Below are 26,462 nucleotides of genomic sequence, written 5' to 3'. Positions count from 1 at the left end.
AAGTATAATGTATTGATGTAGAACACTAAAACTTAGAACTATGAACAGACATTCATCAGACCGGGATCACGACCGTCATGAAAGAGAATTCCATACCCGTCGCTCAGAGCGCTACCGTCATCCTGAGCAGGACAGCGGCTACCGTTTCGACGACTACGGCTCTGCAGCGCATGGCGGCTATGGCAATGAAACCTACCAGGACACTTGGGGCAACCAGGGCAATGAGCGGGGCGGATCGCGTAACTATTCCAGAAGAAACATCACCGACAACGATACCTACAGCTCATCCCGCAACTACGGCAACATGGGCAGCTATGGCGGTGCCCAGGGCTTCGGCGACAGCAGAGGCGGCCGCCACGATTCTGACCATCCGTTTGACAGCGGCATGGGATCTCAGCGCAGGTATGGCAGTGAAGGCAGAGGATCAATGGGTAACCGTGGCTACCGCGAGGAAGGCCGTGATTACAGCCGCCACAACAGGTATGGCTCCGACCGCGAAGACCTGTACGGCAACGAAGTATCGCGCCGCTTTGAAGGCAGCAGTGGCCAGGGCCGCTACGACTTTGAACGTGACGACTACTACAGCTCCAACTATGGCGATGATCAGGGCAACTACATGGGCAGCGGCTACAACCGCGAAACCCGCAGCCGATATGGCGAAGGCGACTATGGCTCGAGCGGCTTCATGCAGCCAGGAAACCGGTCTTCTGGTAGCCAAGGTCGCAGAGACCGTGACCGAGACCGCGATGACCGTCGCCCACGTGAGTTTAATACAGCTCAAAACCGCTGGAGCCACGACTGGTAGACCAGCATAGCAATCATAAAAAAACAGCAAAGGCGCAGCTTATCGTTGCGCCTTTGCTGTTTCTGTGGTTTCTTTTGGCTGAATACAAAGTTTGAGAATGTCCTTCCTGGTGCCGTAGAAGATATTGCAGTCTACCGGCCCCCGTATACCTTCTATCACGCCACGGTCGGTGTGCTGCCAGAACGATAGCAATGCCCGGTCCGTGCGTTGCATCTTCAGCTCTTTCACGTTGTAGTGCGCGATCCAGAGTGTGTATTCGTCAAAATAGCCTTCGAGATAGTCTTTGTAGAAACTGTAGCCGGTGTAGATGATCGGCTTCACGCCATAGGCCCGCTCCACGTGTACCAGCCACTCTTTGATGTCGCCCCGGAAGTGGTTGAGCGGCTGCTTGCCGCGAACCTCCACATCCAGCACGGGCGGCAGATCACCAGGCTGCAGTACCACCGTTTGGATGAAGTTGCGGGCCTGCTCCTCAGGCGAGACGCTGGGACGGTAAAAATGGTAAGCTCCCCGGATGATGCCCACCTCCTGCGTGCCCTCCCAGTTTCGCTCATAGTGACTGTCTTTCAGCTTCACACCTTCAGTGGCCTTGATAAAAGCAAAGGTCACGTCATTGTCGCGCACCTTCTCCCAGTTGATCTTGCGCTGGTACTTGGACACATCTATACCCAAGATCGTATTGCCAAGCGGACTATGCCCTTCCGGCCAGACAGGCTGCTTCTTTTCAGTGAAGAACTCCACATAAAGTACCAGTAAACCGATAGCTGCGACCACGCCCAGCCCGATCCAGAAAGGCAGCTTGGACTGCTTCTTTTTGGGCTTCTTGCGTTTGGGCGCAGCACGGGGAGCCTTTGGGGCTGGTGTAGCCTTGGGCGTCCGGATGGCCTTGATCGGATTAGGAGTTTTGACTGTACTCATAGCTGCCTGAGGGAAAGCAAAGATATACCTTTCAGGCTAATTGCAGATGCAAGAATTCTTAAAAATGACAGCACTACTTCGCTATACCTGACAGATGCTCCAGTCGCTTGCCATCGAGGGTCGTGTAGTTTCCCATCGCGTCAGCAGTGAGGCAGGAATGGATTGGGAGAATTCCCATCAGGTCGCCTATTTTATACTTGTCGAAGAGTTCCTTGCTGGCTCGTATGGTACCATGCTCTTGAGAAAGGGACACTAGTTCTATACCTTCCAAGGGTTCTGACCAGCTGTTTTCCGTCAGTTCCACCACGCGTCCGAAGATCAGCGAGCCATCTGCCCCTACCAAACTGTCTTTGGAAAAATGCACACTGCCGCCGTGCACAATGATCTCGTTACGCTCCGGGTGCTTTGCGATCACCGGGCAGGCCATGCATACCGCTATCTGCTCGAAACTGCAGGAACCAATGTGCTGTTGCGTCAGATCATAGAACACAAAGTTACCTGGGCGGATCTCATCAACGCCAGTGATAGTTTGAAGAATACTGCAAGAGGGTGTATCCCCGATCGACACCTGCAGCTCCGGGAAGCGCGCCTTATACCTGTCGCGTACCAGGTTCAGGAGAAAGACCGTGGTATGATGAATTGTCCGTATGGCTTCTGCATCGGTCTGCTTGTAGGTATGGCCGTCGTGAGCGAGCACGCCTGTGAACTGCAGCCTCTCGCTCTCCTCCAATAGTGCCACAATCGCGTCGAGTTCTTCATGACTGTGCGGCAGAATGCCCGTGCGGCGGTAACCTGTGTCGATTTTGAGCCATAGATTCACCGGGTGCTGTAGGTGCTTTGCCAGCGCCTGCACTGTTTCGATGTTCACGGCTACTAAATGTAGTTTTATCTTCTCCGCCAGTTCGTTTACCAATGCCATATCGCGGATGTTCACAGGTATAGCCACCATGATATCTTTCCAGCCGTGCATGGCAAAGTAGCGTGCCATTTTGAGTGAAGAGACAGTGATGGCTTCTGTTCCAGCCTCCCGAAACCACTCCCCCACCTGCGCCGACTGGTGCGTTTTAAAATGCGGACGAAGCCGGATGTTGTTGCGGGCAGCCTTCTCGGCCATCATGGCGATGTTCCGGCGGCACTTCTCCTCGTCTAGCAAAAGGGTGGTCTGGGTGATATGATTGAGCATGTTATTCTGAATTAAGAGGTATAGCGGGCAAATCGGGAAGCAAGTATGGCACCAGCATTTTCAGTACTAAAATCAATTTCATGACAAATGTCACCCCCTTGCCCTGCCCTAAAGTTCAGAAAAAGTGCCCTGACTGACAAATGTCATTTCTTCAGCCACCTGCATGCCCGACCTTTGTAACCGTAATGAAGCAGCTATTGCTTCGATGTACCATTTTAGAAGAACCGATTATGAAAACTGCTGTCACTCCTGCTGAACTACTGGCCAAGTACGATGTGCCTTCGCCACGCTATACCAGCTACCCTACTGTGCCGTTCTGGGACGAAAAGCCTCTGACCGAAGCCCGTTGGAAGAGCCATGTGCAGCAGGCTTTCCGGGCCACCAATAAGAAAGAAGGTATCAGTCTATACCTGCACCTCCCTTTTTGCGAGGCTTTGTGTACGTATTGCGGCTGTAACAAGCGCATTACCAAAAACCACGCAGTAGAGTCGCCATACCTTGAAGCCCTGCTGAAAGAGTGGGATCAGTATCTGGAACTGTTCGATGAAAAACCACGCATCACGGAACTGCACCTGGGTGGCGGCACCCCGACTTTCTTCAGTGCAGCCAACCTGAAGAACCTGCTGGAGCGATTGCTCGAAAAAACCGAGACTACGCCAAATGCAGCTTTCAGCATCGAAGTGCACCCGAACGCGACAAACCGTGAACAGCTGCAGGTACTGTACGACCTGGGCTTCCGCAGGCTGAGTGTGGGTATACAGGACTTCGACCCTTACGTGCAGCTGATCATCAACCGCATCCAGACCTTTGAAAAGACGAAAGAGATATTTGACATAGCCCGCGAAATCGGCTATACCTCCATCAACGGCGACATTATTTACGGACTGCCGCACCAGACCGCAAACAGCGTGCGCCATACTATTGAGAAAGTGAAAGAGCTGCGCCCTGAGCGTATAGCCTTCTACAGTTACGCTCACGTGCCTTGGAAGAGCAAAGGCCAGCGCCGCTACTCAGAGGCTGACCTGCCTGCACCAGAGGTAAAGCGTGGTTTATATGAACTGGGCAGAACCATGCTGGAAGAGGCGGGTTACATTGAAACTGGCATGGACCACTTCGCCCTGCCGGAAGACGAGCTGTGCATCGCGTCAGCCAATGGCACGCTGCACCGCAATTTCATGGGCTATACCCCGCGTCATACGCAACTCCTGATCGGCTTGGGCTGCTCCAGCATCTCTGACACAGGCACGGCCTTTATGCAGAACATCAAAGAAGTAGAAGCCTACGAAGAAGTCGTGCTGACTGGTCATCTACCGATCTTCAAAGGTCACGAACTGACCAGCGAGGACATGCTGCTGCGCACCCACATCCAAAACCTGATGTGTCGCGACTACACGAGCTGGGAGCCTGAGGAACTGCCTTATTTTGTGGATGCGCTAATGCGCCTGCAACCCTTGGCAGACGACGGGCTGGTAGAGTACAGCAACCAGGACATACAGGTGCTGCCAGCGGGCAAGCCTTTTGTGCGTAACATTGCCATGTGCCTGGATGCCCGACTATGGGCTGGAAAGATGACGGTGCCGGTTTTTAGTAAGTCTGTTTAAGGTGATTTGATAGGATTGATTTTTTGATTATTCAGACCGAAGAGCAAAGTCCGGGTACCGCAAGGTATGCCGGACTTTTGTTTTTATGTACCTTTGCCGAAACAGCACCTAACGGTCTATGTCCTTTTTATACCTCAAAGCCCTGCATATTATTTTTGTAGTTACCTGGTTTGCCGGCCTGTTCTACATCGTGCGCCTGTTCATCTATTATGCTGAGGCGCAGGAGAAGCCGGAGCCGGAACGCAGTATCTTACAGAACCAGTTCAGCATCATGCAGAAGCGACTTTGGTATGGCATTACCTGGCCATCGGCTGTACTTACGCTTATATTTGGTACTAGTATTGTAATCACGCTCGGCCTCTACGATCCTTTTCCGGGCTGGCTTATCTGGAAACTGGCCTTCGTGGCAGGATTATATGCGTACCATTTCCTTTGTCACAGTATTTTCAAGCAACAGCAGAGCGGCATCATCAAGTATAGCTCCACACAACTGCGCATCTGGAACGAGGTAGCCACGGTATTCCTGATCTCCATTGTGTTTTTAGTAGTGCTCAAAAGTGCGCTGAGCATGGTGTGGGGCATTGTGGGTCTGCTGGTGTTTTCGGCATTGCTGATGCTGGCCATTCGCATCTACAAGCGCACCCGGGAAGCGAAGCAGGCGCGTTAAACTACTGAACAATTCGTGCTTTGCCATGGATTTTGTAACTTTGAACAAACACCTGATACATGAAACAACCCGCACTGAAGCCCAACGAGAGAGAACTGATCAAACTGATACGCTTTTTTAGCAAGCGTGCCGCGCGACTGATGGAGGAGGGCGAACTCAGCGCGGAGCATACGCAAATGACAGCCGCCTGCGAGAATCTTGAGACGCAGCTGATCACGCATGCCGCCAACCGCACCGCTATCATGGACAAGCGGGAGCGTCTGCTCAACATCATCGAGGACAATGCCCAGTGCCCGAAGTGCAACAAAGCTGATATGCTAAAGCGTACCGGCTCCACTACGAACGAGCACGGCTGGAAATGCAACACCTACAAGTGCCGCCGCTGCAATACGGCCTTTACCTGGAACCGCCCCAACAACCCCTGGGATATGGTGGAGTTTCTGGAAATGTACATCGGTCAGCTGCAACTGGCTATGGCTGCTGAGCAAAACCAGGACGTGATCAACCATACAGAAGATGCCGTGGCACAGATGAAAGATAGTCTAAGCCGTCTGCGCCCGGTGCTGCAAACATCAGACGAAGAGGTAGACGCCCTGCAACAAAAAGAAAAGGAGATGGACAAGCTGATTCATCAGTTCAAAACCTACCTGCAGATCGAAAAGATCAAACTGAACGCCTATCCGGAGGAGGAAGACGCTGAAGAAGAAGACAATCAGTAAATACCAATTCAATAAAAAAAGCCGGTGCATCAGTTAGGTCTTATACCTATACCTGATGCACCGGCTTGTCATGATAGCCAGTAGCCTAACGTCTCTTTCGTCCGCCGCCCTTGGCAGCCGGGGTGTTTCTGCTGGCCCCTCTGGAACCTGCACTGCTCTTCCCTCCTGACTTCTTAGCCCCCGGCCCTTTGGAGGCACCCCGCTGGCCTCTTCCACTTTTGGAGTCGCTTGCTCCGAAACTGCTTTTCTTGCCCGCGCCGCCTTCTTTTCGTGGCGGTCTGCTACCCGAAGATGCTTTCTTGCGAGCTGGCTGTGAAGTTTGCGACTGGCTGGATGCTGCCTTTTTCTTTCCAATGGAACCTTCCTCTGTCATCACGGAATCAGCCACCATGCTTTGCAACATGTCGATCTCGCTTTCGGTGAGCTCTCGCCACTGGCCTAGCGGGAGCTTTGCCAGGGTAATATTCATAATGCGGACACGCTGCAGGGTCTGCACTTCGTAGCCCAATGCCTCTGTCATACGGCGGATCTGGCGGTTCATCCCTTGCGTCAGGATGATGCGAAACTTATTCGGCCCCAACTGCTCTACAAAGCATTTCTTCGTATTCACGCCAAGTATCGACACGCCACTGCTCATCTTCTGCACAAAATCCTCGTTGATCGGCTTGTCCACCGTCACAATGTATTCTTTCTCGTGTTTGTTACCGGCCCGCAGAATCTTGTTCACGATGTCGCCGTCATTGGTCAAAAAGATCAGGCCTTCAGAGTCTTTGTCGAGGCGACCGATCGGGAAGATGCGCTCCGGGTAATTGACAAAGCGGATGATGTTGTCGCGCTGGGAAAGGTCGGTGGTCGTCTCTATACCTGCCGGTTTGTTGAGAGCCAGGTATACGGGTGCCACCTGGTTCCATTGCAGCGTCTTGCCGTCTACCTGAATTTTGTCTTTGCCTTTAATTCTGGCTCCGACTTCGGGCGGCTTGCCATTCACCAGTACCCTCCCCTGCTCTATCAGTTTATCGGCTTCGCGACGGGAACAGATGCCTGCGTCGCTAATGAACTTGTTTAAGCGGATGCCGTCGGATGTGTGTTGTGTCATAATCTGAAATGGCCGTAGTCTATACCTGTCGGCCGTGTGTTTATACTTGTAAAATAACGAGAAAACTTCAGGAATAGCTAACCGCTTATCCCTATAGCCCCTGCACCAGCAGGTACCAGACGGCCAGCGTGATAAAGGAAAGTGGTATCCCGAAGCCCACCATCATAGAGGCCAGCCGGGGTTTGAGGCCGTAAGAAATAGCCACTATAGAAGCCGTGATCATGGGTGCCATACCTGCTTCCAGTATACTCACCTGTACCACCGGGCCGCGCATGCCGAGCACCAATGCGTAGAGCACGTAGATCAGTAGCGGCGCCAATATTAGCTGAAACGCTAAGCCAATTGCCAGGAAACGCCAATGTTTGCTTTTCCGCTCGATGCGCAGCTGCATGCCCACGCTAACCAGTGCCAGCGGCGTTACCGTGCTGCCCAGACGATTGAAAACATCCTTCAGGTCATCCGAAAAATGCAGGTTGGCCACATTCATGGCAAAAGCGATCACAAATACCAGAAATGGCGGGAAAGTCAGTATTTTAAGGCCGATGGCTTTGAAGTCCGGCTGTCCCTTGGAGAAGTAAGCGGCCAAGGCTATCCCTAGCGTCGAAACCACCACGAAGGTACCGGGCAAGTCGACGAGGATGGCTATTTGCAACCCCTGCTTGCCGTACAGCGCCTCGATGATCGGGAAGCCAACAAAAGAAGTATTGCCGAGTCCGGCAGTAAGAATCAGGCAACCGATCAGCTTCTTAGACCAGCCATAGATCCTGCCCAAGGTATAAAAGAAGGCCGTAGCCGCCCCAAAACAGATCCAGGCCACGCCCACAGGTAGCAAAACCGTACTATCCAGTTCCACCTCAGGTATAGCGTACAACGCCAGTGCCGGAAGCGAAATATGAATAATAAACTGGTTGAGCACCACCGGCGACGTGCTCGGAAAAGCCGGCACCCGGCGCAGCAGCACCCCCACGATCAGGCAAAGAAAAAGTAAGATGATACTGCTCATGCAGGCTCAGGTATAAATGAAACCGCAAAGCTAGGTATACGGTGGCAGGTATAGGGTATGGTGCAGCGGAAAAATTATCGCTTACGGAACAGCTCTGCGATCATGCACCGGATACTGCCACCTCCTGCCTTTTCGATCATGTGGATGGGCAGGTATAGGTTGTGCTCGTTATGGGCTTGCATACGCTCCAACTGCTGCTGGGTCAGGCTTTCGTAAGCTGCTTTCGACATTACCAGAATGCGCTCTCCCTGCTGGTTCTCCACCTGCAGCATGTTGCCGGCGAAGTGCTGGTGAGTCTGCTCTTTGCTGATCTTGATGATCTCTTTGCCGCTGCCGCTCAGGCTGGTATATAGCTTCTCGCGGTCCTGCTCGTCCACCACATCCAGGGCCACCACCGCATAAGTATCACCCACACACATCATCACATTAGTATGATAGATCAGTTCGCCAGCCGGTCCGTAGGCTTCAAAAGTAACCGCTTCGTAACCCAGCTTGTCGCAGAAATGCTGCAGCGCCACCAGGCTCGTGCGAGGCGACACCGCGGCATAGGCTATTTTGTTCACACGGTCGAGCACCAGGCTACCCGTCCCCTCGAGGAACACAGGTGTTTCCTGTTCTTCAAAAAACTCCAGCATCACATGCTCCCCACACTGGCAGGCATGCTTGATCTGCTCAATGACCTCCTCGCGTCGTTCGTTTCGTCTGCTGGCCGATGCCATTGGGTATGTTACCAGCTGCCCTTCTGCGTGGGTAGAGAACCAGTTGTTTGGAAAAACAGAGTCAGGTGTACCTGCGTTTTCAGGGTCACGAATCGTGATTACCTCCACGCCTAGATTTCGTAGCTCCGTTACAGCATTTTTAAATTCCAGCAGAGCGATGTCTTGCACCTGTCCGGGTGTGAAGTCCTGCAGCTCTCTCTGAAAGCTATTGGTTTCAGCTGCTTCCGGGTTATAAGCAAAGCCCGTCGGCTCGATCATGAGGATGGTGCTGGTGGTTTGTTTCATGGTGGTACAGGTGTTTTACAAATATACTAGAAAATGGAGGAAAGTGATAAGCGTAAAAAAACCGGCTATACCTTGCACAGGTATAGCTGGTTTAAAAATTAGCAATCAACAATTAAATCGCTTTTGCCTTTTCCTGCAGCCAGTTCAACTCTTCCTCTGTTAGCTGCGGTCCGAGCTTGACTACCACAAGTTGGTTGTAGTCGTTCAGCCACTTGATCTGGTGCTCATCCAACAGCTCTTTTTTCACCGGAGCCGTGTCGATCAGCGCTAAAGTCAGGTGCTCGAAGGTATAGAACTCGCCAAAGTCATTGGCCTCGTCAGGTATAGTTAGTACAAGGTTCTCGATGCGGATGCCGTACTGATTCGGACGGTAAAGCCCCGGCTCTACCGAGGTGATCATGCCCAGCTCGATATCAACTGGCGTAGGCGACGGATTGAATACATGCGGGCCTTCGTGCACGTTCAGGAAGAAGCCAACGCCGTGGCCGGTGCCGTGACCGTAGTTGCGGGCATAGTCCCAGAGGGGTTTGCGGGTGATGGCATCGATCTGGTAGCCGCGCGTGCCTTTTGGGAAGCGGGCAGTGGCGCCGTCGATCATGCCTTTCAGCACCAGGGTATAGTCAATCTTTTCTTCTTCGGTGAGGTTGCCCAATGAAACTACACGGGTGATATCGGTAGTACCCGTCGTATACTGTCCGCCGGAGTCAAGCAGGAATAGACCGTCGGCCTTCAGCTCTACATCACTCTCCGGTGTGGCTTTATAATGCGGCAGGGCACCATGCGCTTTGTAGCCGGCAATGGTATCGAAGCTTTCGCCAACAAAACCCTCTTGTTCTGCCCTAAACTCCAGCACCTTATCGGCAACTGATAGCTCAGTGATGGTTTCTTTGCCCAAATTCTCTTCCAGCCATTTGAAAAAGCGGGTCAAGGCCACACCGTCTTTCACCATCGTTTTGCGGGTGTTCTCTACCTCCACTTCATTTTTGATGGCCTTTAAGAAGGTAGTCGGGTTGGTGGTTTGGATCACGCGCACCTCAGCTGGCAGTTGCTTGTACAGGGCATAGCAATTGCGTTTCGGGTCGAGCAGGATGGAAGAGCTGGCTGGCAGTTCGGCAAGCAGGCGATCCACCATCTCGTATGGCTGCAGCTCCACACCGTCGGCCATCAGTTGTTTCTTATCTGTTTCTCTCAGTTTTGCCTGGTCTATAAACAAAACAGCATTGTCCTGACTGATCAGTGCAAAGCTCAGCACGACCGGGTTACACTTCACGTCGGAGCCGCGTATGTTGAAAAGCCAGGCCATATCGTCGAGGGACGAGATCAGGTGGAAGTCGGCTCTTTGCTTTTTGAGGGCTTTGCGCAGTGCTTCCAGTTTTGAAGTTGTTGACTGACCGGTAGTCTCCTCTCCTATCAGGTAGGCGGAGGCAGTTGGCAGCTCGGGGCGGTCCTCCCAAATGGCATCCAGCAGGTCGCGGTCCGTGGCCATCTCTATACCGAGTGGGGTCAACTCCTGCTCCAGCAGCTCTGCCAAACCAACTGAGATCAGCTTCGCATCATAAGCCACTACTTCACCCTGCTCCAAACGGTCGGCCAGCCAGCCAATATATTCGGGTGCTTGCTGCGCCTGCAGCTTCACGAGCTCAAAGCCGCTGCCTGCCAGTTGGTCTTTGGCCTGCACAAAGTAGCGTGCATCGGTCCAGAGGCCGGCAAAATCCTGGGTGATCACCAGGGTGCCTGCCGAGCCTGTAAAGCCGGACGCAAAGTAAATGCACTTGTAGCGGTCAGGCAGGTATTCGCTGATGTGCGGATCGGCGGAAGGAATGATGTAGGCGCTCAGCCCCTGCTCTTTCATCTGCTGGCGTATAGCAGCCAGTCTTTCTTTATGACTCATAGTTTATGTGGCTTAGTGAAAGAGGCAAATTAAGGAAAGATGGGGAGAAATGCGCAGTTGCGCACCGGGTTTGATAGGTTTATGGGAGAAAGATAGTAGCTACGGTAGCTACGAAACTCCCAGAGCTGCACGTCGTTGCACAAGGTGATGCACTACTGCCTCTGTCTCTACTTTTGAGATATCTTAATTTCCACCCGCCTGTTTAGGGCCCGGTTCTCATCGGTGTCGTTGGTTACTTTTGGCATGTTTTCACCAAACCCTTCTGTCGAGATCCTGTCTTCCGCAATGCCACTGTTTGTCAGGTACTCCCTTACAGCCTCCGTTCTGCGCACCGAAAGCGCCAGGTTATCCTCATCTGAGCCAACATCATCAGTATGCCCTGTAATACGCACCACTGTCTCCTGCTCCTCTCTCATAAAAGCCGCCAGCGAATCGAGCATGGGGTAGGCGACAGACAGTATGTGATGATCACCCGAAGCGAAATTAATGTCTTCGAGGGTGATGGTTTCGCCAATGGTAAAAGGGGCAGGCTGTCTGCTGCTGGCGGTTGCAGCAGTTGTGGAGGGTGCTTCTTCTTGCTCTGCTCCAGACCGCAGCACCACAATAATGTTGTCGTAGCAGTAGTAGGTGCCTTTGGTCTTGCTGCCTTTCTCTTCCTGCTCCTCTTCGGGGTTCATGGATTGGAGTGCCGCTGCATTAGCTTCCATAAAGTTGCCGATAACAAGAAAGCGCTCCCCTCCTTTGGCCTTGTAAACGGTGCTAACTTTTGTCCATACCTGCCGCGACGCCAGTGGGCCAGCCGGAGTGGCTTTTAAGGACAGGTAGGGTATACTGACCCCGGTAAGCGGATGCTCTTTGAGGCCGTATACCTGGCGGGTTGATCGAATGGGCCTGTTGGAGAAGTGCACGGTGATCTCACTTATGGGCGGCTCTATGGTAGAGGCTTTAATGGTATAGAGTGAGACCAGGTATTCCTTATTCTTCTGGAGTGGGCGAGTCAGTTCTGCCTGCGTCAGTTCGCTGGCACCATAGCTGAACCACTGGCACAGGCAAACCTCTCCGAAAGCGATGTTCGTTAACTGCCTGCTGGGCGTTTCGGAGCGATACGCATTGAAGTAAGGCGGATACATGATCACTTTACCCTCAACGGACGCTATATCGGGCGTACCGCTCACGCCCCTGAAACCAATGATGCCACCTTTAATTTCCTCGAGGCTGGGGTTTCGCACCAGGTTTTGCGCCACACCCTGACTCAGGTATAAGCTGAAAAGAAAGTATAGCAGCATCGCTTTCATTTCCGTTATTACGGGGCAGAAAGTCGGAAGGTATAGCCCATACGGAATTGGCCCTATTATTTGAACATGGGTAGGAAACCCTTACAAACAGCTGCAGCCGAAATTATCAATATCGCTATACCATAGTTCTATCCATTTCCCATTCTCTCCTTTCGCCACCAATGCACGCAAAGGAGTGTACAGTTCCCGATTACTTGGAAAAGCATCCGCATACATAAAATAGAGATTTTCAGTGCCGGTCAGTTTTGCAAAAGATATGGCTTTGTCGTGGCTGCTGGGGCAGTCGGCGCAGTCTGGCATTAGCTTGGACCTGTACCAGCTATCAAAAGCAGGATTGTTTTCATAAGTCAGGTCCAGCGGAAGTCTGCTGGCAAAAAGTACTTCATCTCCCGTCTGCAGTGCCTGTTCATCAAAGGTATAGTGATAGTAGTCAGCGCATTCATTCTGATAATGCCCTAGGTCCTGAACACGGGATTGGCCGGTAGTTTTGGTCGTGTAAAGATAAAACCGTGGCTTACCTGCCGGGTATAGTAAATTCAGTGCTTCAGGAAAGTGCAGCATTCTGGTTGAGTCCAAATAGCCTTTTTCAAGATCAACCCATTTACTCAATAAAGCCTTTTCAGCTGACAAATCCGTGTACTCCATTGGCCAGCCCATATCTGGCACGGGCTGCCCGATAATCCCTAGTCTTTGATCCGGAATCCTAAAGATCGGGAAAAGCGCCTGCTCGATCGTCAGGCGGGGCTGTTTAGGGTCACTGTTTGCAAACTGTTGCCTAAGCTGCATCAGAAACTGTCTGTTATTGGCTGTGAGCTTCCTTCCTTTATCTGCCAGTAACCTATCAAGGTAAGCTATCCGCACCGAGTCATGCACAGTGAGGGACGCGTAATACTCTTCACACTTCTGCCTCAAATCTTCCATTTCCTCTTCTGTGAGCGCTCCGGCAACTTCAGTTGGCTTTACAGGCTCAGCTGTGCTTGTCGCAGTCAGTTCCTGCACCCTTTTCTCACTACAAGCCAGCAGCAACAGCGCCACTATTAGGTATAGCATTTGGTTTGCTTTCATCTTTTCTAAAAATTATGGGTTTTAAGGCAAGTGTATTGAGGCTAGCTTAACTCAAATATACTTAAAATAGATAAAATACTATATCTATTTTGAATCATGAGAAATAGCCCTCACAAAACCGCACAAACTGTTCAATATTGAACAGGTGCAGCCTCCTAAAAATCAAATTTTTAAACCACAAATAACTGTAAATCAATAACATACATTACTGGCATCTAAATTGGCTATACCCTCACGAGCAATACACCACATAAGACTATGGATCGTGAATTATCAGCCAGCACCAGACAAGCCCAGAAGCGGAAGCGCATCTGGCAAATAGGTATAGCCGCTGCCCTTATAGCAGTAGCCATCTTCGGATTCAGAAGCCTGATTAGCCCCAGCATCAACTTTTCAGAAATTAGTACGGCACCAGTAGAGGAAGGACCAGTAGTAGCCACCATCACTGCTTCAGGCACGGTGGTGCCGGAGCACGAACAGGTGATCACCAGCCCCATTCAGGCACGCATCGAGCAGGTGGTGCATAGCACTGGCGAGCAGGTGCAGCCTGGTGACCAGATCCTCTTGCTCGACAGGTCCTATACCCAGCTGGCCTACGATAAACTCAAAGACGAGCAGGAACAAAGCCGTCACAAAACGGTGCAGCTCAACCTCAACCTTGAAAAGAAACTAAACGCCCTGGCCTCGCAGCTGGAAATTAAGCGCATGCGGGTAAAAAGCCTGCAGGCGCAGCTCGATGATGAGCAATATCTCCTCAAGATCGGAGGCGGTACGCAGGAAAGTGTGAAGCAGGCCGAACTCAACCTCCGCATCGCACAGCAGGAACTGGAGCAAATAGAGCATGAAATCGTAACAGAGCGACAGCTCCTCAAAGCTGATGAACAGGAATTGCGCTATACCCTGGCCATGCAGAGCCGCTCAATTGAGGAGTTGCAGCGCAAAATGGAACAGGCCGAGGTACGTGCTACACAGCCAGGTGTCATTACCTGGGTGAAAAACGAGATCGGTAGCAACGTGAATGCAGGCGACATTATTGCCCGACTCGCTGACTTGAGCAGCTACCGCGTGCAGGCTACTATCTCAGATGCCTTCGCCAGCCAGATCAGTGTCGGTAGTACCGTGGTGGTGCGCATCAACGACACCAACTTAAAGGGCAGCATTGCCTCCATCAAACCCACGGTCGAAAATGGTATCGTCACTTTTTTTGTAGTCCTCGAAGAGAAAGCGCACCAGTTGCTGCGCCCGAGTCTGAGAGTGGATGTATATGTGCACACAGTCTCCAAACCGAACACACTGCGCGTGAAGAATGGCCCCTACTTCAGAACCGCCAGCAAGCCTCAGGTATACGTGCTGCGCGACGGCGAACTGATAAGAAGAGATGCTAAAATCGGAGTGAGCAATGTGGACTATGTGGAGTTGGAAAGCGGCGTGCAAGCTGGCGAGCAAGTGGTGATCTCTGACCTGGCTGACTACCAGCACCTCGACAACGTGAAAGTGAAGTGAGTTTGGGAGTTTAGGAGTTTGAGATTTTGGGAGTTATAGCCTTTTGTTTGTCAGCCCTTTGCCTAGAGAGAATTTGTGAGACGTGTGTGGTGATACAGAACCGTGCAATGCAAATAAAACCATGAAAGAACTATACAAAATCTGTTTGCTGTTTGTGACGCTGCTGCCCTGTCTGCCAGGTATAGCACAGCCTGCGACGCGCACCTTGCGTTTGCAGGAGGTGATCGCCCTGGCGCAGGAGCAGTCGGCAGCGGCACGTCAGGCCGAGACCAGCCGCGAAAACAGCTACTGGCAGTGGCGCAGCTTCAAGTCCGACTATAAGCCGCAGCTCAGCCTCACCGGTACTCTGCCCGATTTCAGCCGCACCATCATGCCCGTAACACAGCCCGACGGCACCACCGACTTCAAGCCTGTGTCGATCAACAACTCCGAACTTGGACTGAGTCTGAGTCAGGTGGTGAGTCCAACTGGTGGACGGGTGTTTGTCACGTCGCTGATGCAGCGCTTCGACGATTTTGACCGTCAGCAGACCCGCTACAACGGCAACCCAGCCATCATAGGTATAGAGCAGCCGCTGTTTGCTTACAACCAATTGTCATGGGCCAAAAAGATTGAGCCGCTCCGCTACCAGGAGTCGCAGCGGGAATACCTGGAGGAGCGCGAAAAGATAGCCGTGAACGCTACCAGGCTTTACTTTGACCTGCTGCTCGCCCAGACAAACCAGCGTATCGCCAGCCAGAATCAGTCGAGCAACGACACGCTGTACCAGATTGCGCAGGAGAAGTATAAGCTCGGCCGCTTTTCCAAAAACGACCTGCTGCAGCTGCGCCTGGCCGTGCTGAACGCTGAGCTGGCCATGGCACAGGCCGCCCTCGACCAGCAGACTGCGGCGCTTGCCCTTAAAACCTATATCGGCATGAAAGAGACAGACCAGTTGGAGCTGCTCACGCCAGAGGGCATACCTGCCTCCACCGTGCTGGCCGAGGTAGCGCTGGCCGAGGCCCGCAAAAACCGCAAAGAGAGCATCAACTTCAGCAGAAGACTGCTGGAGGCAGAAGCACTGATGGCCAAAGCACACGGCGACAATGGCTTCAATGCCAGTCTCTTTGCCACCTTCGGCCTCACCAACCGCGGCGCCTCCTTCACCGACATCTACACCCGCCCCGAAAACCAGCAGCGGGCCCGCATCGGCTTCAGCATGCCGATCATGGACTGGGGGCGGCAACGCTCTATTTATAAAGTGGCGGAGCTGAACAAGCAACTGGTGCAGTATACCGTGGACCAGGAAGACGCTAATTTCGAACAAGCCGTGCTTACGCAGGTGAACCAATACAACACCCTGAAAGCCCGCATCGCCACCACTGCCGAAGCCGATGCTATCGCACAGGAACGGTACGAGATCGCCCGCAACACTTTCCTGATCGGCCGCATCAGCATCACCGACCTCAACATCGCCCTGGCCGAAAAAGACCAGGCCCGCCGTGCCCACATCGCCTCCCTCAGTGCGTTCTGGACAGCCCACTATACCCTGCGACAGCTCACGCTATTTGACTTTGAGCAACAGCAGGTGATTGAAATGAGTGAATGAGTGTTTTGGAGATTTGAGAATTTGAAGATTTGAAAATGTGAGAGGTATAGCTGTAGGGCCATGTGGCGACGTGCTCGGATCGTGCACGAGATTCCCCTCTGGGGATAGGGGCCCTCGACAAAAGGAGGGGCCAGGGGTGGGTTAATCGTGCACCCAACAATCAGCAATTAACAATCAGCAATTCAACAATTTAATCGATATTAGAACCAAGGTATAAAACTATGATCACGTTAAAGAACATCGAAAAAGTCTACCAGACCAAGACGATTGAGACGGTAGCGCTGCACAACGTCAACCTGCACATACCCAAGGGGGAGTTTGTGTCGGTGATGGGGCCATCGGGTTGCGGCAAGTCCACACTGCTAAACATCATGGGCCTGCTCGACGAGCCGACCAATGGTATAGTGGAGATAGATGGAAACCCCATCAGCAGGTATAGGGACAAAGAACTGGCACACATCCGCAATCAGAAAATCGGCTTCGTGTTCCAAAGCTACCACCTGATCAATGACCTGAGCGTGCTCGACAATGTGGAGCTTCCGCTGCTCTACCGCAGCGGCACATCGGCAGCTGAAACCAGAAGACTGGCCCTCACAGCCCTTGAAAAAGTAGGCCTCAGTGCCCGCACCAAGCACTACCCTACGCAGCTTTCGGGCGGACAGCGCCAGCGGGTAGCCATAGCCCGCGCCCTGATTGGTCAACCTGAGATCATCCTGGCCGACGAACCGACCGGTAACCTCGACTCTGTGATGGGTGAAGAGATCATGAACATCCTGCTCGACCTGAACCGCCAGGATGGCACCACCATCGTGATGGTAACGCACGACGAGAACATGGCCCAGAAGACCGAGCGCCTTATCCGATTCTTCGATGGCCAGCAGGTGTCTGATGCGAAAACCAATGCTTACGATTATCAAAAGGTATAGCCATGCTGAAGAATTACATCAAAATAGCCTGGAAGGTGCTCTTGCGACGCAAGTTCTTTACCTTCATTAGCCTCTTCGGCATCAGCTTTACATTGCTGGTGCTCATGGTGGCCTCTTCACTTTTCGACCATACCTTCGGACCGCAGATGCCGGAGCGTGAAACTGACAAGCTGCTTTTTGTAAACATCATGCGTGAGCAACGCGACGGAGGCTTTTCGAGCAGCGGTCCGCCAAGCTACCGCTTTCTCGACCAGCATGTTCGCACCATGCAAACACCGGAAATGGTGTCTATCAACTCCATGTTCTTCCAGGTAAACAGTTACATCAACAACCGTAAGCTTGCGCTGGATATCAAGTACACAGACCGTGCGTTCTGGGATATTCTTGAGTTCAATTTCCTGGAAGGAAATGGCTTTAGCGAGCAGGATGTGCGGGGTGCAAACCGTGTGGCCGTGATCAACGAAAACACCCGCAAGCAGTACTTCGGCACAGATAAAGCTGTGGGACAGCACATTGTGGTGGACCAGGTACGGTACAAGGTAGTAGGCGTGGTAGAAGATGTACCGGCTCTGCGCCTGCACTCCTACGCCGATGTATGGGTGCCCATCACCATGAAGAGTCAGGAGTTCAGCAGGCCTGGCCTCCGGGGCACCTACTTTGCCACTATTAAAGCCAGGTCGGCTGCCGACGTACCAAAAATAAAAGAGGAGTATGCGGGCATCATGCAGGAGGTGGAACGCCAGCAAACAGAGAAAGGCACGACGCTCTCCTCCCACCCCGATACGTTTCTGGAAAGCATTGCCCGCACCTTCCTGAGCAATGGCAAAGACTCCGGCATAGGTATATTATATGTGATCATGACAGTCCTGGCGCTGTTGTTCATGCTGCTGCCTACTATCAATCTGGTCAACATCAACATCAGTCGCATCATGGAGCGCTCTTCGGAGATTGGCGTGCGTAAGGCCTTCGGTGCCACTTCTTCCACCATTATCGGGCAGTTTATCATCGAGAACATTTTCCTGACACTGCTTGGGGGCTTGCTGGGCTTTGTGCTGTCGGCGGGCGTGCTCTGGCTGATCAACGACAGCGGCGTTATCGTCTATGCAAACCTGGGGCTCAACATCCGTGTGTTTGCCTTTGGTCTGCTGCTCTGCCTGGTTTTCGGTCTTATTTCCGGAGTGTATCCGGCCTATAAAATGTCACGCTTAAATGCCGTAGAGGCACTGAAAGGAGGTTCAAAATGATACGCCACTTATTTAAACTGATCTGGAACCGCAAAAAGAGCAATTTCCTGCTCATGACCGAAATCTTCTTTTGCTTCCTGGTACTCTTCGGGGTGATGAGCCTGGTCGTGTACAATGTGCGCAACTATACCAAGCCCCTTGGCTTCGAGCACGACAATGTGTGGTTGCTGACCATGCGTCCCAGCGCCGACTCCGCCGCCCTCAACCACCAGAAACTGGAGCAGGTGGTGCAGCAGGTGCGTGCCTACCCTGAGGTTTCGCATGCCGCTCTCACAAACAGTAATGCCCCTTTTGCCTTTAGCCAAATGACGGATAACCTGTCGTACGGCAACAAGAGAAGCTCGCAGGCAGACCACTACGAAGTAGACGATGACTACGAGGATGTGCTGCAGGTACAGCTCAGCCAGGGCCGCTGGTTTGGTCCCGAGGACAATGCCGCCCACCACAAGCCCATTGTGATAAACCGCGAAATGCAAAGGCAGCTGTTCGGTGAAGAAGAGCCACTGGGTAAACTCATACCCCAAAATGACTCGGTGAACTACCAGGTGGTGGGCATTGTGGACCACTTCCGGGGCTACAGCGAGTACTCCGCCGAGCGTCCGGCCTTTTTCACCCGGATCAGCCTGCAGCAAAGTGACAAGTCCTTTTGGGGTGAGCTCCTGATCCGGGTGAAGCCTGGAACCGGAGTGGCGTTTGAAGAAAAGATGGTGCAAGAGATCTCAGGTATAGGCAAAGACTGGACCCTGGAAGTGGCGACCCTGGAAAAAATGCGTCAGAATAAATCAAAGCTCACGATGGTACCCATGATTGCATTGGGCCTTGTCTGCGGCTTTCTGATCCTTAATGTGGCCCTGGGGCTATTTGGGGTACTGTGGTATAATATCAGCCGCCGCAACGGCGAGATCGGACTTCGCAGGGCGCTGGGCGCCTCGGCCAATCAGGTATACCGGCAGTTTATCGGCGAGGTACTGGTGCTGGCTACTTTCGGTCTGCTGCTAGGTGTGGCCTTTGCCGTACAGTTTCCGCTGCTACAGGTATTTGAGGTTGAATCAGTAGTCTACTTCTTAGCCTTGGGTATTAGCGTGGTTGTTATCTATATACTGGTAGTTGGTTGTGCCCTCTACCCTAGCCGACAAGCAGCAACCATCCACCCTGCCATCGCCCTACACGAAGAGTAATAGCAATTTATACCTGAAAAAATTATCTTTATACCTGATTTAGCAGCTCCAGTTCCATGATCCTGATAATAGATGACGATGTAGCGGTTCGTGCCTCTTTGAGCATATTGCTCAAGCAGCACGGCTTTAAAACACAAGAGGCCGCTTCCCCGAGCGAGGCGCTCGCAATAGCGCAGCAGCATCCCTTGCAGCTCGTGATCATGGACATGAACTTCTCCATCGAAACCACAGGTCATGATGGGCTACAGTTGCTGGGAACATTCAAGCAACGAATGCCGCAGCTACCTGTTATACTGATCACGGGCTGGGGCTCCATTAGTCTGGCGGTGGAGGGTATGCGTCTGGGTGCGGCCGATTTCATTACCAAGCCCTGGAGTAACGATTACCTGGTGCAGGCGGTGCGCACAGCCCTGAGTCTGTCGCAGCAGGCACCCGTAAAAGACGAAGCCCTAACCCGCAAAAAACTGGACCAGCGATATGACTTCAAAAACATCGTAGGCCAGGACCCGCAGCTTCTGCAGATCCTGAAGCGGATCGGGCAGATCGCGCCAACCGATGCCTCCGTGCTGATCGAGGGCGAGAGCGGTACGGGCAAGGAACTAATAGCGGAGGCCGTGCATCGCAACAGCCTCCGCAAGTCCCAACCCTTCGTGAAGGTAAACCTGGGTGGCATTTCAGCCAGTCTGTTTGAGAGTGAGATGTTCGGCCATAAGCGCGGTGCCTTCACCGATGCCAAAGCCGACCGGGTAGGTCGTTTCGAGATGGCCAACAAGGGCACCATCTTCCTCGACGAGATCGGTGAGCTGGACATGAACAGCCAGGTAAAGCTGCTGCGCGTGCTCCAGGACCGCACCTACGAAGTGCTCGGCGACAGCCGCTCCCGCAAACTCGACATTCGGGTAGTGTGCGCCACCAACCGCAACCTGGAGCAAATGGTGGAGGAAGGCAAATTCCGGGAGGACCTCTTCTACCGCATCAACCTGATCAAGGTGCGTATACCTGCTTTGCGCGAGCGCCCGGATGATATCCCGCTGCTGGTACAGTTTTTCGTGGAGAACATGAAAAAGACCTATCACCGGCCTGAACTGGAGATAAGCCCCAAAGCGCTGCATTGGTTAAAGGAGCTCTCTTTCCCGGGCAACATTCGGGAATTGAAAAACCTGGTGGAGCGCACTGTGCTGGTAGCCGAAGACGACGTATTGAGCGCCGATGACTTCCAGGCGCAGGTGCAGCAGGGCCCTGTGAAGGCTGGTGACAAAGCCCTACCGGCTGTGGGTACCATGACGCTGGACGAGATCGAAGCCTCGATGATCCGGAAGTCGATGGCCTATTACCACAACAATGTGAGCAAAGTAGCGCGTGCACTGGGCCTGAGCAGGGCCGCCCTCTACCGTCGCCTCGAAAAGTTTGGCATCCCCTATGAATCTCAGGACTAAGTTCATCCTTTTTGCGGTTGCAGTACACTGCCTTCTAGCTGCTATGGCTTATTTCCTGCTGCAGGAGAACAAGCTGCTGTTTATAGGTATGGAAGTGCTAGTGTTGATCTCCGTGGTGATAACGGTGAACCTGTACTTTGCCTTCTTTAAACCGCTCAACCTGATCCGGGCAGGTATAGAGTCCATCCGTGACAAGGACTTTTCTACCAAATTTGTGCGGGTAGGGCAGCCGGAGTTGGATGAACTGGTAGACGTGTACAACCGCATGATCGAGCAGCTGCGGCAGGAACGGGTGGCGCAGGCCGAAAAAAGCTTCCTGCTCGAGAAAATCATCAGAGCCTCTCCTGCCGGCATCATCCTCCTTGACTTTGATGACCGCATCGAAAGCATCAACCCCGCCGCCGAGCGTTACCTGAGTCTGGCTGGCCACACATTGCAGGGCATCGCACTGGAGGCACTGCCCAATACCTGGGCACGTGAGCTGACACAGGTACAGGCCGGCCAGCCCTATACTTTCCGCCTCAATGGCATTCGCACGTTCAGGGCGCACCGGGCCTACTTTATCGACCGCGGCTTTCAGCGTGCCTTTATTATGTTGGAGGAACTAACTGAAGCTATTATCAAAAATGAACGACAGGCTTATGAAAAAGTGATCCGGATGATGTCGCATGAAGTAAACAACTCTACCGGCGCTATCAACTCGATCCTGGACTCGGTGCAGTACTATACCCCACAGATAGACGAGGAACACCGCGAAGATTTTACTTACGCCCTGCAGGTTGCCATCGACCGTAATACCAACCTAAGCAGGTTCATGGCCAACTTTGCAGACGTCGTACGCCTCCCCGCTCCTTCTAAAAAGCCAGTGCAGGTACAGGTGCTACTCAAGCGGCTCGAACGGCTGATGCTTCCCCAACTGGAGCAGCGACGGATCGCCCTGTCTTTACAGCTTCCCGCTGCCCCCCTTTGCATATCTATGGACGAGCAGCAAATAGAACAGGCCCTGCTCAACATCCTCAAAAATGCCATGGAGGCCGTGAAGTCAGAAGGAAACATCTGGGTGGAGCTGCAGCAGGAACCGCCCTGCCTGATAATCACCGACGATGGCGAAGGTATACCTGATCACGTCCGCCCCATGCTGTTCACGCCTTTCTTCAGCACGAAAGAAACCGGGCAGGGCATCGGCCTGACCATGATTCGGGAGATTTTGCTGAGCCACGGCTTCCAGTTTTCGCTCGAATCAAATGAAGATAAGCTCACCTCTTTCAGGATACGTTTCGCCACGGAAGGAGCCAAATAGAACTAATCCAGCAAAAAGCGTCGAAACACTATGTTTATTTTGAATCATTTTAATAATCATCTAAATTTTATTCTGAATGTAACCCCATTCACTAAATTTCCGTAGCCACCAGCATACAACCTATGTTATAATCCACTATATTAGTTCTATAGTTTGTTTATTTACTCAAAAGATGGAATACAATATAGTAGTAGCCCCTAACCTCGAAACACTGGCAACAGAGGTTGCCGTATTATTTCCGCAAGGCTGGAAGCTGAAAGGTGGAATCATTGAGCATGCCGAAGGATTTTCGCAGCAGCTGATACGCAAAACATCTGATAAGCTGAAACATCGCCAGATGCCTGAGCCCCGCGCTAAACAGCGCCGTACCAAATGGATTGAATAGTCAAGCATACTATATACCCTTTATATATGTATCGAAACCACCTTTTCTATACCTTGTGTATAGGATAGGTGGTTTTGTTTTGTGCCCCCCTCTGTCTGCAAGTAACACCGGTTACCTACTACCTTGTCTCCCCGTTCATTTACTCTCTCTAATTCACCCCTTCCTATACATTAATTGCACTTTACTTATAATATAGTTATATTAATTTAACGCTCCAATTTCATCACTGCTTTTCTCCAATTTTAATTCACAAACTTTTTGCATTACACAAAATATTAATTGTCAGCTACTTAAAACACAACACAAGTAATAACTACATTAAAATCACATAATATTTTCTAAAATCAGAATCTTTTTGCGGCTCCTATAGTATATATGGCTGATACAATTTTTTGGGTATGCATACTGCCATTCTTAAGCAGTATGTAGTCCCGGAGTGCTGTAAATGAGCAGCCTCTACACAATCTTCACCATATACAACACCCTAACCAAAACAAATGAGACGAGTCGTATACTTTCTACTCCTACTGATAAGCGCCTCTTCGTGCCTGAGCAAAAAGGAGCTCGTATACATGCAAAATGAGAACCTGAAAGAAACAGCGGCAACCTCTATGCAAACCAGCTACAAGCCTTACCAGCTGCAGCCTGCCGATGTGCTTTCTATTAAGGTGCAGAGTTTAGAACCTGAAATATCCAATATATACAACATCGTGCCCCCCTCAAGCGCCTTCGGTTTTGCTGATCCGGGTACTATGTTTCTGAGCGGCTACTCCGTGGACGATGAAGGTAACGTGAATCTTCCTAATGTGGGCAAAGTGAAAGTGTCAGGGCTTACCCTGCAGCAAACCCAGGAGCTGATTCAACGCAACGTAGACCGCTATATCACCAACGCTACCGTAGTAGTGAAGCTCATCAACTTCAGAGTAAGTGTGCTGGGCGAAGTAAACCGTCCGGGCCAATACTTCGTGTACAACGAGCGGGCAACCCTCTTCGACGCGCTCGGCATGGCGGGTGACCTGACACGCGGTGCTGCCCGCGAGAACGTGAAGCTGGTGCGCCAGACCCCTGGTGGATCTGAAGTAGTACTGCTTGACCTTAAAGACCCGAATATCGTACAATCTAGATACTACTTTATGCAGCCCAATGATGTGCTGTATGTAGAGCCGTCCGTTGCGCAGGTTAAACGCGACAACCTGGTGTCGCTTAACGTGGTCACCATTGCCCTGGGGGTTATTTCTACGGCGGCAGTTATCCTGAATTATTTTAAGTAAGAATCCTCCATGAAACGAAAAAATAAAGAGCACGAAATAGATCTGCGTAGCTGGCTTTTCAAGTTCCGAACCAGATGGTATCTGTTTCTGGCTTTTGTACTGGTGGCGATGGCAGGGGCTTATGTTTATGTTAAAAGCTCTACCCGCATCTATGCTTTTAAGTCAACACTCCTGCTGGGAGATCAGCATACCGGTTCTAAGAAAGCACAGGAACTGCTGAACCTGCTGGATGTACAGAACAAAGGAATCAAAGTAGAAGATGAAATCGGCATTCTGACCTCAGCCGACATGATTCGTAGTACCCTCAAGCAGCTCGACTTCTCGGTGTCGTACTATAAAGTGCCTGGCCACTGGCTCAATACGGGGCTAGACCTTATTAAAGAGGAGCAGTACGAAAACGCTCCATTCGTGGTACGCCTTGATACCAGCTCGCTCCAACTCGTGGACATTCCGCTGGAGGTGCGTGTGCTGAATGACAAAGAGTACGAACTGACTGTAAAGGCTGAAACTCCTCCTCTGTATGATTTCAGAAAGCATACCGTTGAGCAGATCATTACTGAGGTAGATTATACTAAAGTGCTGGAGTTCGGCAAGCCTTACAAAGACAAATACCTGAGCTTTACGATTGAGCGAGCCAATCCTGATGACAAGATTGACGCTAAAAAGCACTATTTCGTGCTCAACAGCATGGAAAGCCAGGTGGCCCAGTATGCCAGCACATTGCATGTCAAGCCAATTGAGCGTGAGGCACGTGTTCTGGAATTGAGCACCAAGGGCACTATCCCACAAAAGGAGCTTCTCTTCCTCAATACGCTGATGGAAACCTACGTGAAGCGTGACCTGGACGAGAAAAACATGAATGGCCAGAAAACACTGGAATTCATTGATAGCCAGATCGCAACCCTGACTGACTCGCTGCGTCAGAGCAAGCAGGCGCTTTCTACTTTCCGCTCTACCAACCGCATCGCCAACATCGACATGCAGTCGAACATCAGCTATGAAAAAATGGCGCAGCTGGAGATGGAAAGGTCCAAGCTGACCACTGAGAAACAGTACTACGTGACGGTGCTTGATCAGATAGAAGACGACGAAAGCTTTACACAGGCTGTGTCGCCGGCCGTGGCAGGTATACAGAACCCTAACCTGGCCAACCTGTTCAACGAGCTCTCGCGTCTGAACCAGCAGAAAGCCTCCTATAGTGTGAGTGCCACTGCCGAAAACCCACGCATCCGGGTGATCGAAAGCGAGATTAAAAGTACACGCAATGCCATCATTGCGAACATCCGCAACCTGGTGCGCTCTACAGACATCTCCATTGCAAACGTAGACAAGCGCATCAACCAGCTGGAGTCCAGCATTGCAAAGGTACCTGAGAACGAGCGTCGCCTGATGGAACTGCAGAGCCAGGCTGACTTTGTGAACAAGAAGTATGACTTCCTGCTCGAAAAACGCGCTGAAGCGGCTATTGCACTGGCTACAAACACCACCGACAAAAAAGTAGTCGACAAGGCCGCCATGTGGGGAGCCGGGCCGGTGAACGTGAAGCCGAAGATGATCTTTATGCTGGCCTTCATACTGGGCCTGATCATCCCTGCCGCCCTCATCGTGCTGCTCGACAACGTAGACAATACTATACAGGGTAAGAACGACCTGAATAATGTGACCAATATTCCGTTCCTGGGTGTGATCGCGCATGGCACCAAGGCTGACAAGCTGGCCGTGAAAAACAATCCTCGCTCTGCCATTGCCGAGTCATTCAGGTCCATCCGTATAAACCTGCAGTACCTGATGTCCGAAACCGACTTCAAGATAGTAGGCGTGACATCATCGGTGTCAGGCGAGGGCAAGACCTTTACCTCTGTCAACCTGAGCAGTGAAATGGCCATGGCAGGCAAACGCACCATCCTGATCGAATCGGATATGCGCAAGCCTACTTTTAGCAAGTACTTCAACACGCACAACGCAGCTGGTCTTTCCTCATACCTGAGCCAGGGACTGCCGCTGGAAGAAGTGATTCAGAAAACCGATATTGAGAACCTGGATATTATCTCCTGCGGTCCTATACCTGACAATGCCATCAAGCTGCTGGAGCACAAGCGTATGGCCGAGCTGATCGCCAAGCTGAAGGAACAGTACGAATATGTGGTGATCGATACGCCACCAATCGGATTTGTGGCTGAGTACTTTATCCTGATGAAGCACATGGACGTAAACCTGTATGTAGTGAAGCACAAGTACACCAGCAAGGACATGCTCACACAGGTGAACGAGCTGTACGCAGCCCGAAAGCTGAAGAACATCTACATGGTGATCAATGACCTGGACTACAACAACACCTACGAGTACGGATACAAGAAAAAAGGCAGCTACTATTACGTATAGCG

Annotated in this window: 22 protein-coding genes; 14 read left to right on the top strand and 8 right to left on the bottom strand. The window is 51.9% G+C overall.

The window, feature by feature from the left end; genetic code table 11:
• Positions 1-40 precede the first annotated feature (40 nt).
• Positions 41-805, top strand: a complete 765-nt coding sequence (locus tag BW972_RS14600; RefSeq protein ID WP_007657677.1) for a hypothetical protein — start codon at positions 41-43, stop codon at positions 803-805.
• A gap of 39 nt (positions 806-844) precedes the next feature.
• On the opposite strand, the gene BW972_RS14595 is transcribed toward BW972_RS14600, so the two are convergent.
• On the bottom strand, positions 845-1,723 hold the full coding sequence (locus BW972_RS14595) for a glycoside hydrolase family 25 protein (protein ID WP_076422657.1): 879 nt from the start codon (positions 1,721-1,723) through the stop codon (positions 845-847).
• Between the two features lie 73 nt (positions 1,724-1,796).
• On the bottom strand, positions 1,797-2,906 hold the full coding sequence (locus BW972_RS14590) for an alanine racemase (protein WP_007657670.1): 1,110 nt from the start codon (positions 2,904-2,906) through the stop codon (positions 1,797-1,799).
• 230 nt (positions 2,907-3,136) lie between these two features.
• Between BW972_RS14590 and hemN the strand changes: the two genes are divergently transcribed.
• The 3 genes from hemN (at position 3,137) to BW972_RS14575 (ending at position 5,893) form a co-directional block, all read left to right on the top strand.
• Complete coding sequence (gene hemN / locus BW972_RS14585; protein WP_007657669.1) at positions 3,137-4,507, top strand: oxygen-independent coproporphyrinogen III oxidase; 1,371 nt, start codon at positions 3,137-3,139, stop codon at positions 4,505-4,507.
• A gap of 118 nt (positions 4,508-4,625) precedes the next feature.
• Complete coding sequence (locus tag BW972_RS14580; protein ID WP_007657666.1) at positions 4,626-5,174, top strand: CopD family protein; 549 nt, start codon at positions 4,626-4,628, stop codon at positions 5,172-5,174.
• 59 nt (positions 5,175-5,233) lie between these two features.
• On the top strand, positions 5,234-5,893 hold the full coding sequence (locus BW972_RS14575; RefSeq protein WP_007657665.1) for a hypothetical protein: 660 nt from the start codon (positions 5,234-5,236) through the stop codon (positions 5,891-5,893).
• Positions 5,894-5,978: 85 nt separating this feature from the next.
• Here the strand turns inward: BW972_RS14575 and rluF are convergent, their stop codons facing one another.
• The 6 genes from rluF to BW972_RS14545 all read right to left on the bottom strand — a co-directional run bounded on the left by rluF (position 5,979) and on the right by BW972_RS14545 (position 13,217).
• A complete protein-coding gene (gene rluF / locus BW972_RS14570; RefSeq protein ID WP_076422656.1) occupies positions 5,979-6,989 on the bottom strand; it encodes a 23S rRNA pseudouridine(2604) synthase RluF in 1,011 nt (336 codons plus the stop codon).
• A gap of 91 nt (positions 6,990-7,080) precedes the next feature.
• Positions 7,081-7,992 carry an AEC family transporter gene (locus tag BW972_RS14565; RefSeq protein WP_076422655.1) on the bottom strand — a complete coding sequence of 304 codons (912 nt, stop codon included), beginning with the start codon at positions 7,990-7,992 and terminating at the stop codon, positions 7,081-7,083.
• Positions 7,993-8,066: 74 nt separating this feature from the next.
• On the bottom strand, positions 8,067-8,996 hold the full coding sequence (gene ctlX / locus BW972_RS14560; RefSeq protein WP_007657659.1) for a citrulline utilization hydrolase CtlX: 930 nt from the start codon (positions 8,994-8,996) through the stop codon (positions 8,067-8,069).
• Between the two features lie 112 nt (positions 8,997-9,108).
• The gene (locus tag BW972_RS14555; RefSeq protein WP_076422654.1) at positions 9,109-10,887 is read right to left on the bottom strand and encodes an aminopeptidase P family protein; all 1,779 of its coding nucleotides are present in this window, start codon (positions 10,885-10,887) and stop codon (positions 9,109-9,111) included.
• Between the two features lie 167 nt (positions 10,888-11,054).
• Complete coding sequence (locus tag BW972_RS14550; protein ID WP_076422653.1) at positions 11,055-12,182, bottom strand: OmpA family protein; 1,128 nt, start codon at positions 12,180-12,182, stop codon at positions 11,055-11,057.
• 81 nt (positions 12,183-12,263) lie between these two features.
• Positions 12,264-13,217, bottom strand: a complete 954-nt coding sequence (locus BW972_RS14545) for a hypothetical protein (RefSeq protein WP_143732096.1) — start codon at positions 13,215-13,217, stop codon at positions 12,264-12,266.
• Positions 13,218-13,505: 288 nt separating this feature from the next.
• Between BW972_RS14545 and BW972_RS14540 the strand changes: the two genes are divergently transcribed.
• The 10 genes from BW972_RS14540 (at position 13,506) to BW972_RS14495 (ending at position 26,460) form a co-directional block, all read left to right on the top strand.
• Positions 13,506-14,750: an efflux RND transporter periplasmic adaptor subunit gene (locus tag BW972_RS14540; RefSeq protein WP_076422651.1), complete on the top strand. Its 1,245-nt coding sequence runs from the start codon at positions 13,506-13,508 to the stop codon at positions 14,748-14,750.
• A gap of 121 nt (positions 14,751-14,871) precedes the next feature.
• Positions 14,872-16,338 carry a TolC family protein gene (locus tag BW972_RS14535; RefSeq protein WP_076422650.1) on the top strand — a complete coding sequence of 489 codons (1,467 nt, stop codon included), beginning with the start codon at positions 14,872-14,874 and terminating at the stop codon, positions 16,336-16,338.
• A gap of 221 nt (positions 16,339-16,559) precedes the next feature.
• Positions 16,560-17,264: an ABC transporter ATP-binding protein gene (locus BW972_RS14530; protein ID WP_007657650.1), complete on the top strand. Its 705-nt coding sequence runs from the start codon at positions 16,560-16,562 to the stop codon at positions 17,262-17,264.
• A 2-nt stretch (positions 17,265-17,266) separates the two neighbouring features.
• Positions 17,267-18,508 carry an ABC transporter permease gene (locus BW972_RS14525; RefSeq protein WP_007657649.1) on the top strand — a complete coding sequence of 414 codons (1,242 nt, stop codon included), beginning with the start codon at positions 17,267-17,269 and terminating at the stop codon, positions 18,506-18,508.
• Positions 18,505-19,686, top strand: a complete 1,182-nt coding sequence (locus BW972_RS14520) for an ABC transporter permease (protein WP_007657648.1) — start codon at positions 18,505-18,507, stop codon at positions 19,684-19,686. Before BW972_RS14525 ends, BW972_RS14520 begins: the two co-directional genes overlap by 4 nt.
• A gap of 56 nt (positions 19,687-19,742) precedes the next feature.
• Entirely contained in the window at positions 19,743-21,122 is a 1,380-nt protein-coding gene (locus BW972_RS14515) for a sigma-54-dependent transcriptional regulator (RefSeq protein ID WP_076422649.1), read from the top strand.
• Positions 21,123-21,165: 43 nt separating this feature from the next.
• Positions 21,166-22,422: a sensor histidine kinase gene (locus BW972_RS14510; protein WP_083674188.1), complete on the top strand. Its 1,257-nt coding sequence runs from the start codon at positions 21,166-21,168 to the stop codon at positions 22,420-22,422.
• Positions 22,423-22,594: 172 nt separating this feature from the next.
• A complete protein-coding gene (locus BW972_RS14505) occupies positions 22,595-22,807 on the top strand; it encodes a hypothetical protein (RefSeq protein WP_007657645.1) in 213 nt (70 codons plus the stop codon).
• Positions 22,808-23,304: 497 nt separating this feature from the next.
• A complete protein-coding gene (locus BW972_RS14500) occupies positions 23,305-24,078 on the top strand; it encodes a polysaccharide biosynthesis/export family protein (protein WP_007657643.1) in 774 nt (257 codons plus the stop codon).
• Between the two features lie 9 nt (positions 24,079-24,087).
• Positions 24,088-26,460 (top strand): GumC family protein, encoded by a 2,373-nt coding sequence (locus BW972_RS14495; RefSeq protein ID WP_076422647.1) that lies wholly within the window; start codon positions 24,088-24,090, stop codon positions 26,458-26,460.
• Positions 26,461-26,462 lie beyond the last annotated feature (2 nt).

The sequence above is a fragment of the Pontibacter lucknowensis genome (assembly GCF_900156415.1).
GTDB lineage: Bacteria > Bacteroidota > Bacteroidia > Cytophagales > Hymenobacteraceae > Pontibacter > Pontibacter lucknowensis.
The sequence above is the reverse complement of the archived record's forward strand: the minus strand, read 5'-3'. Positions and strand labels throughout refer to the sequence as shown.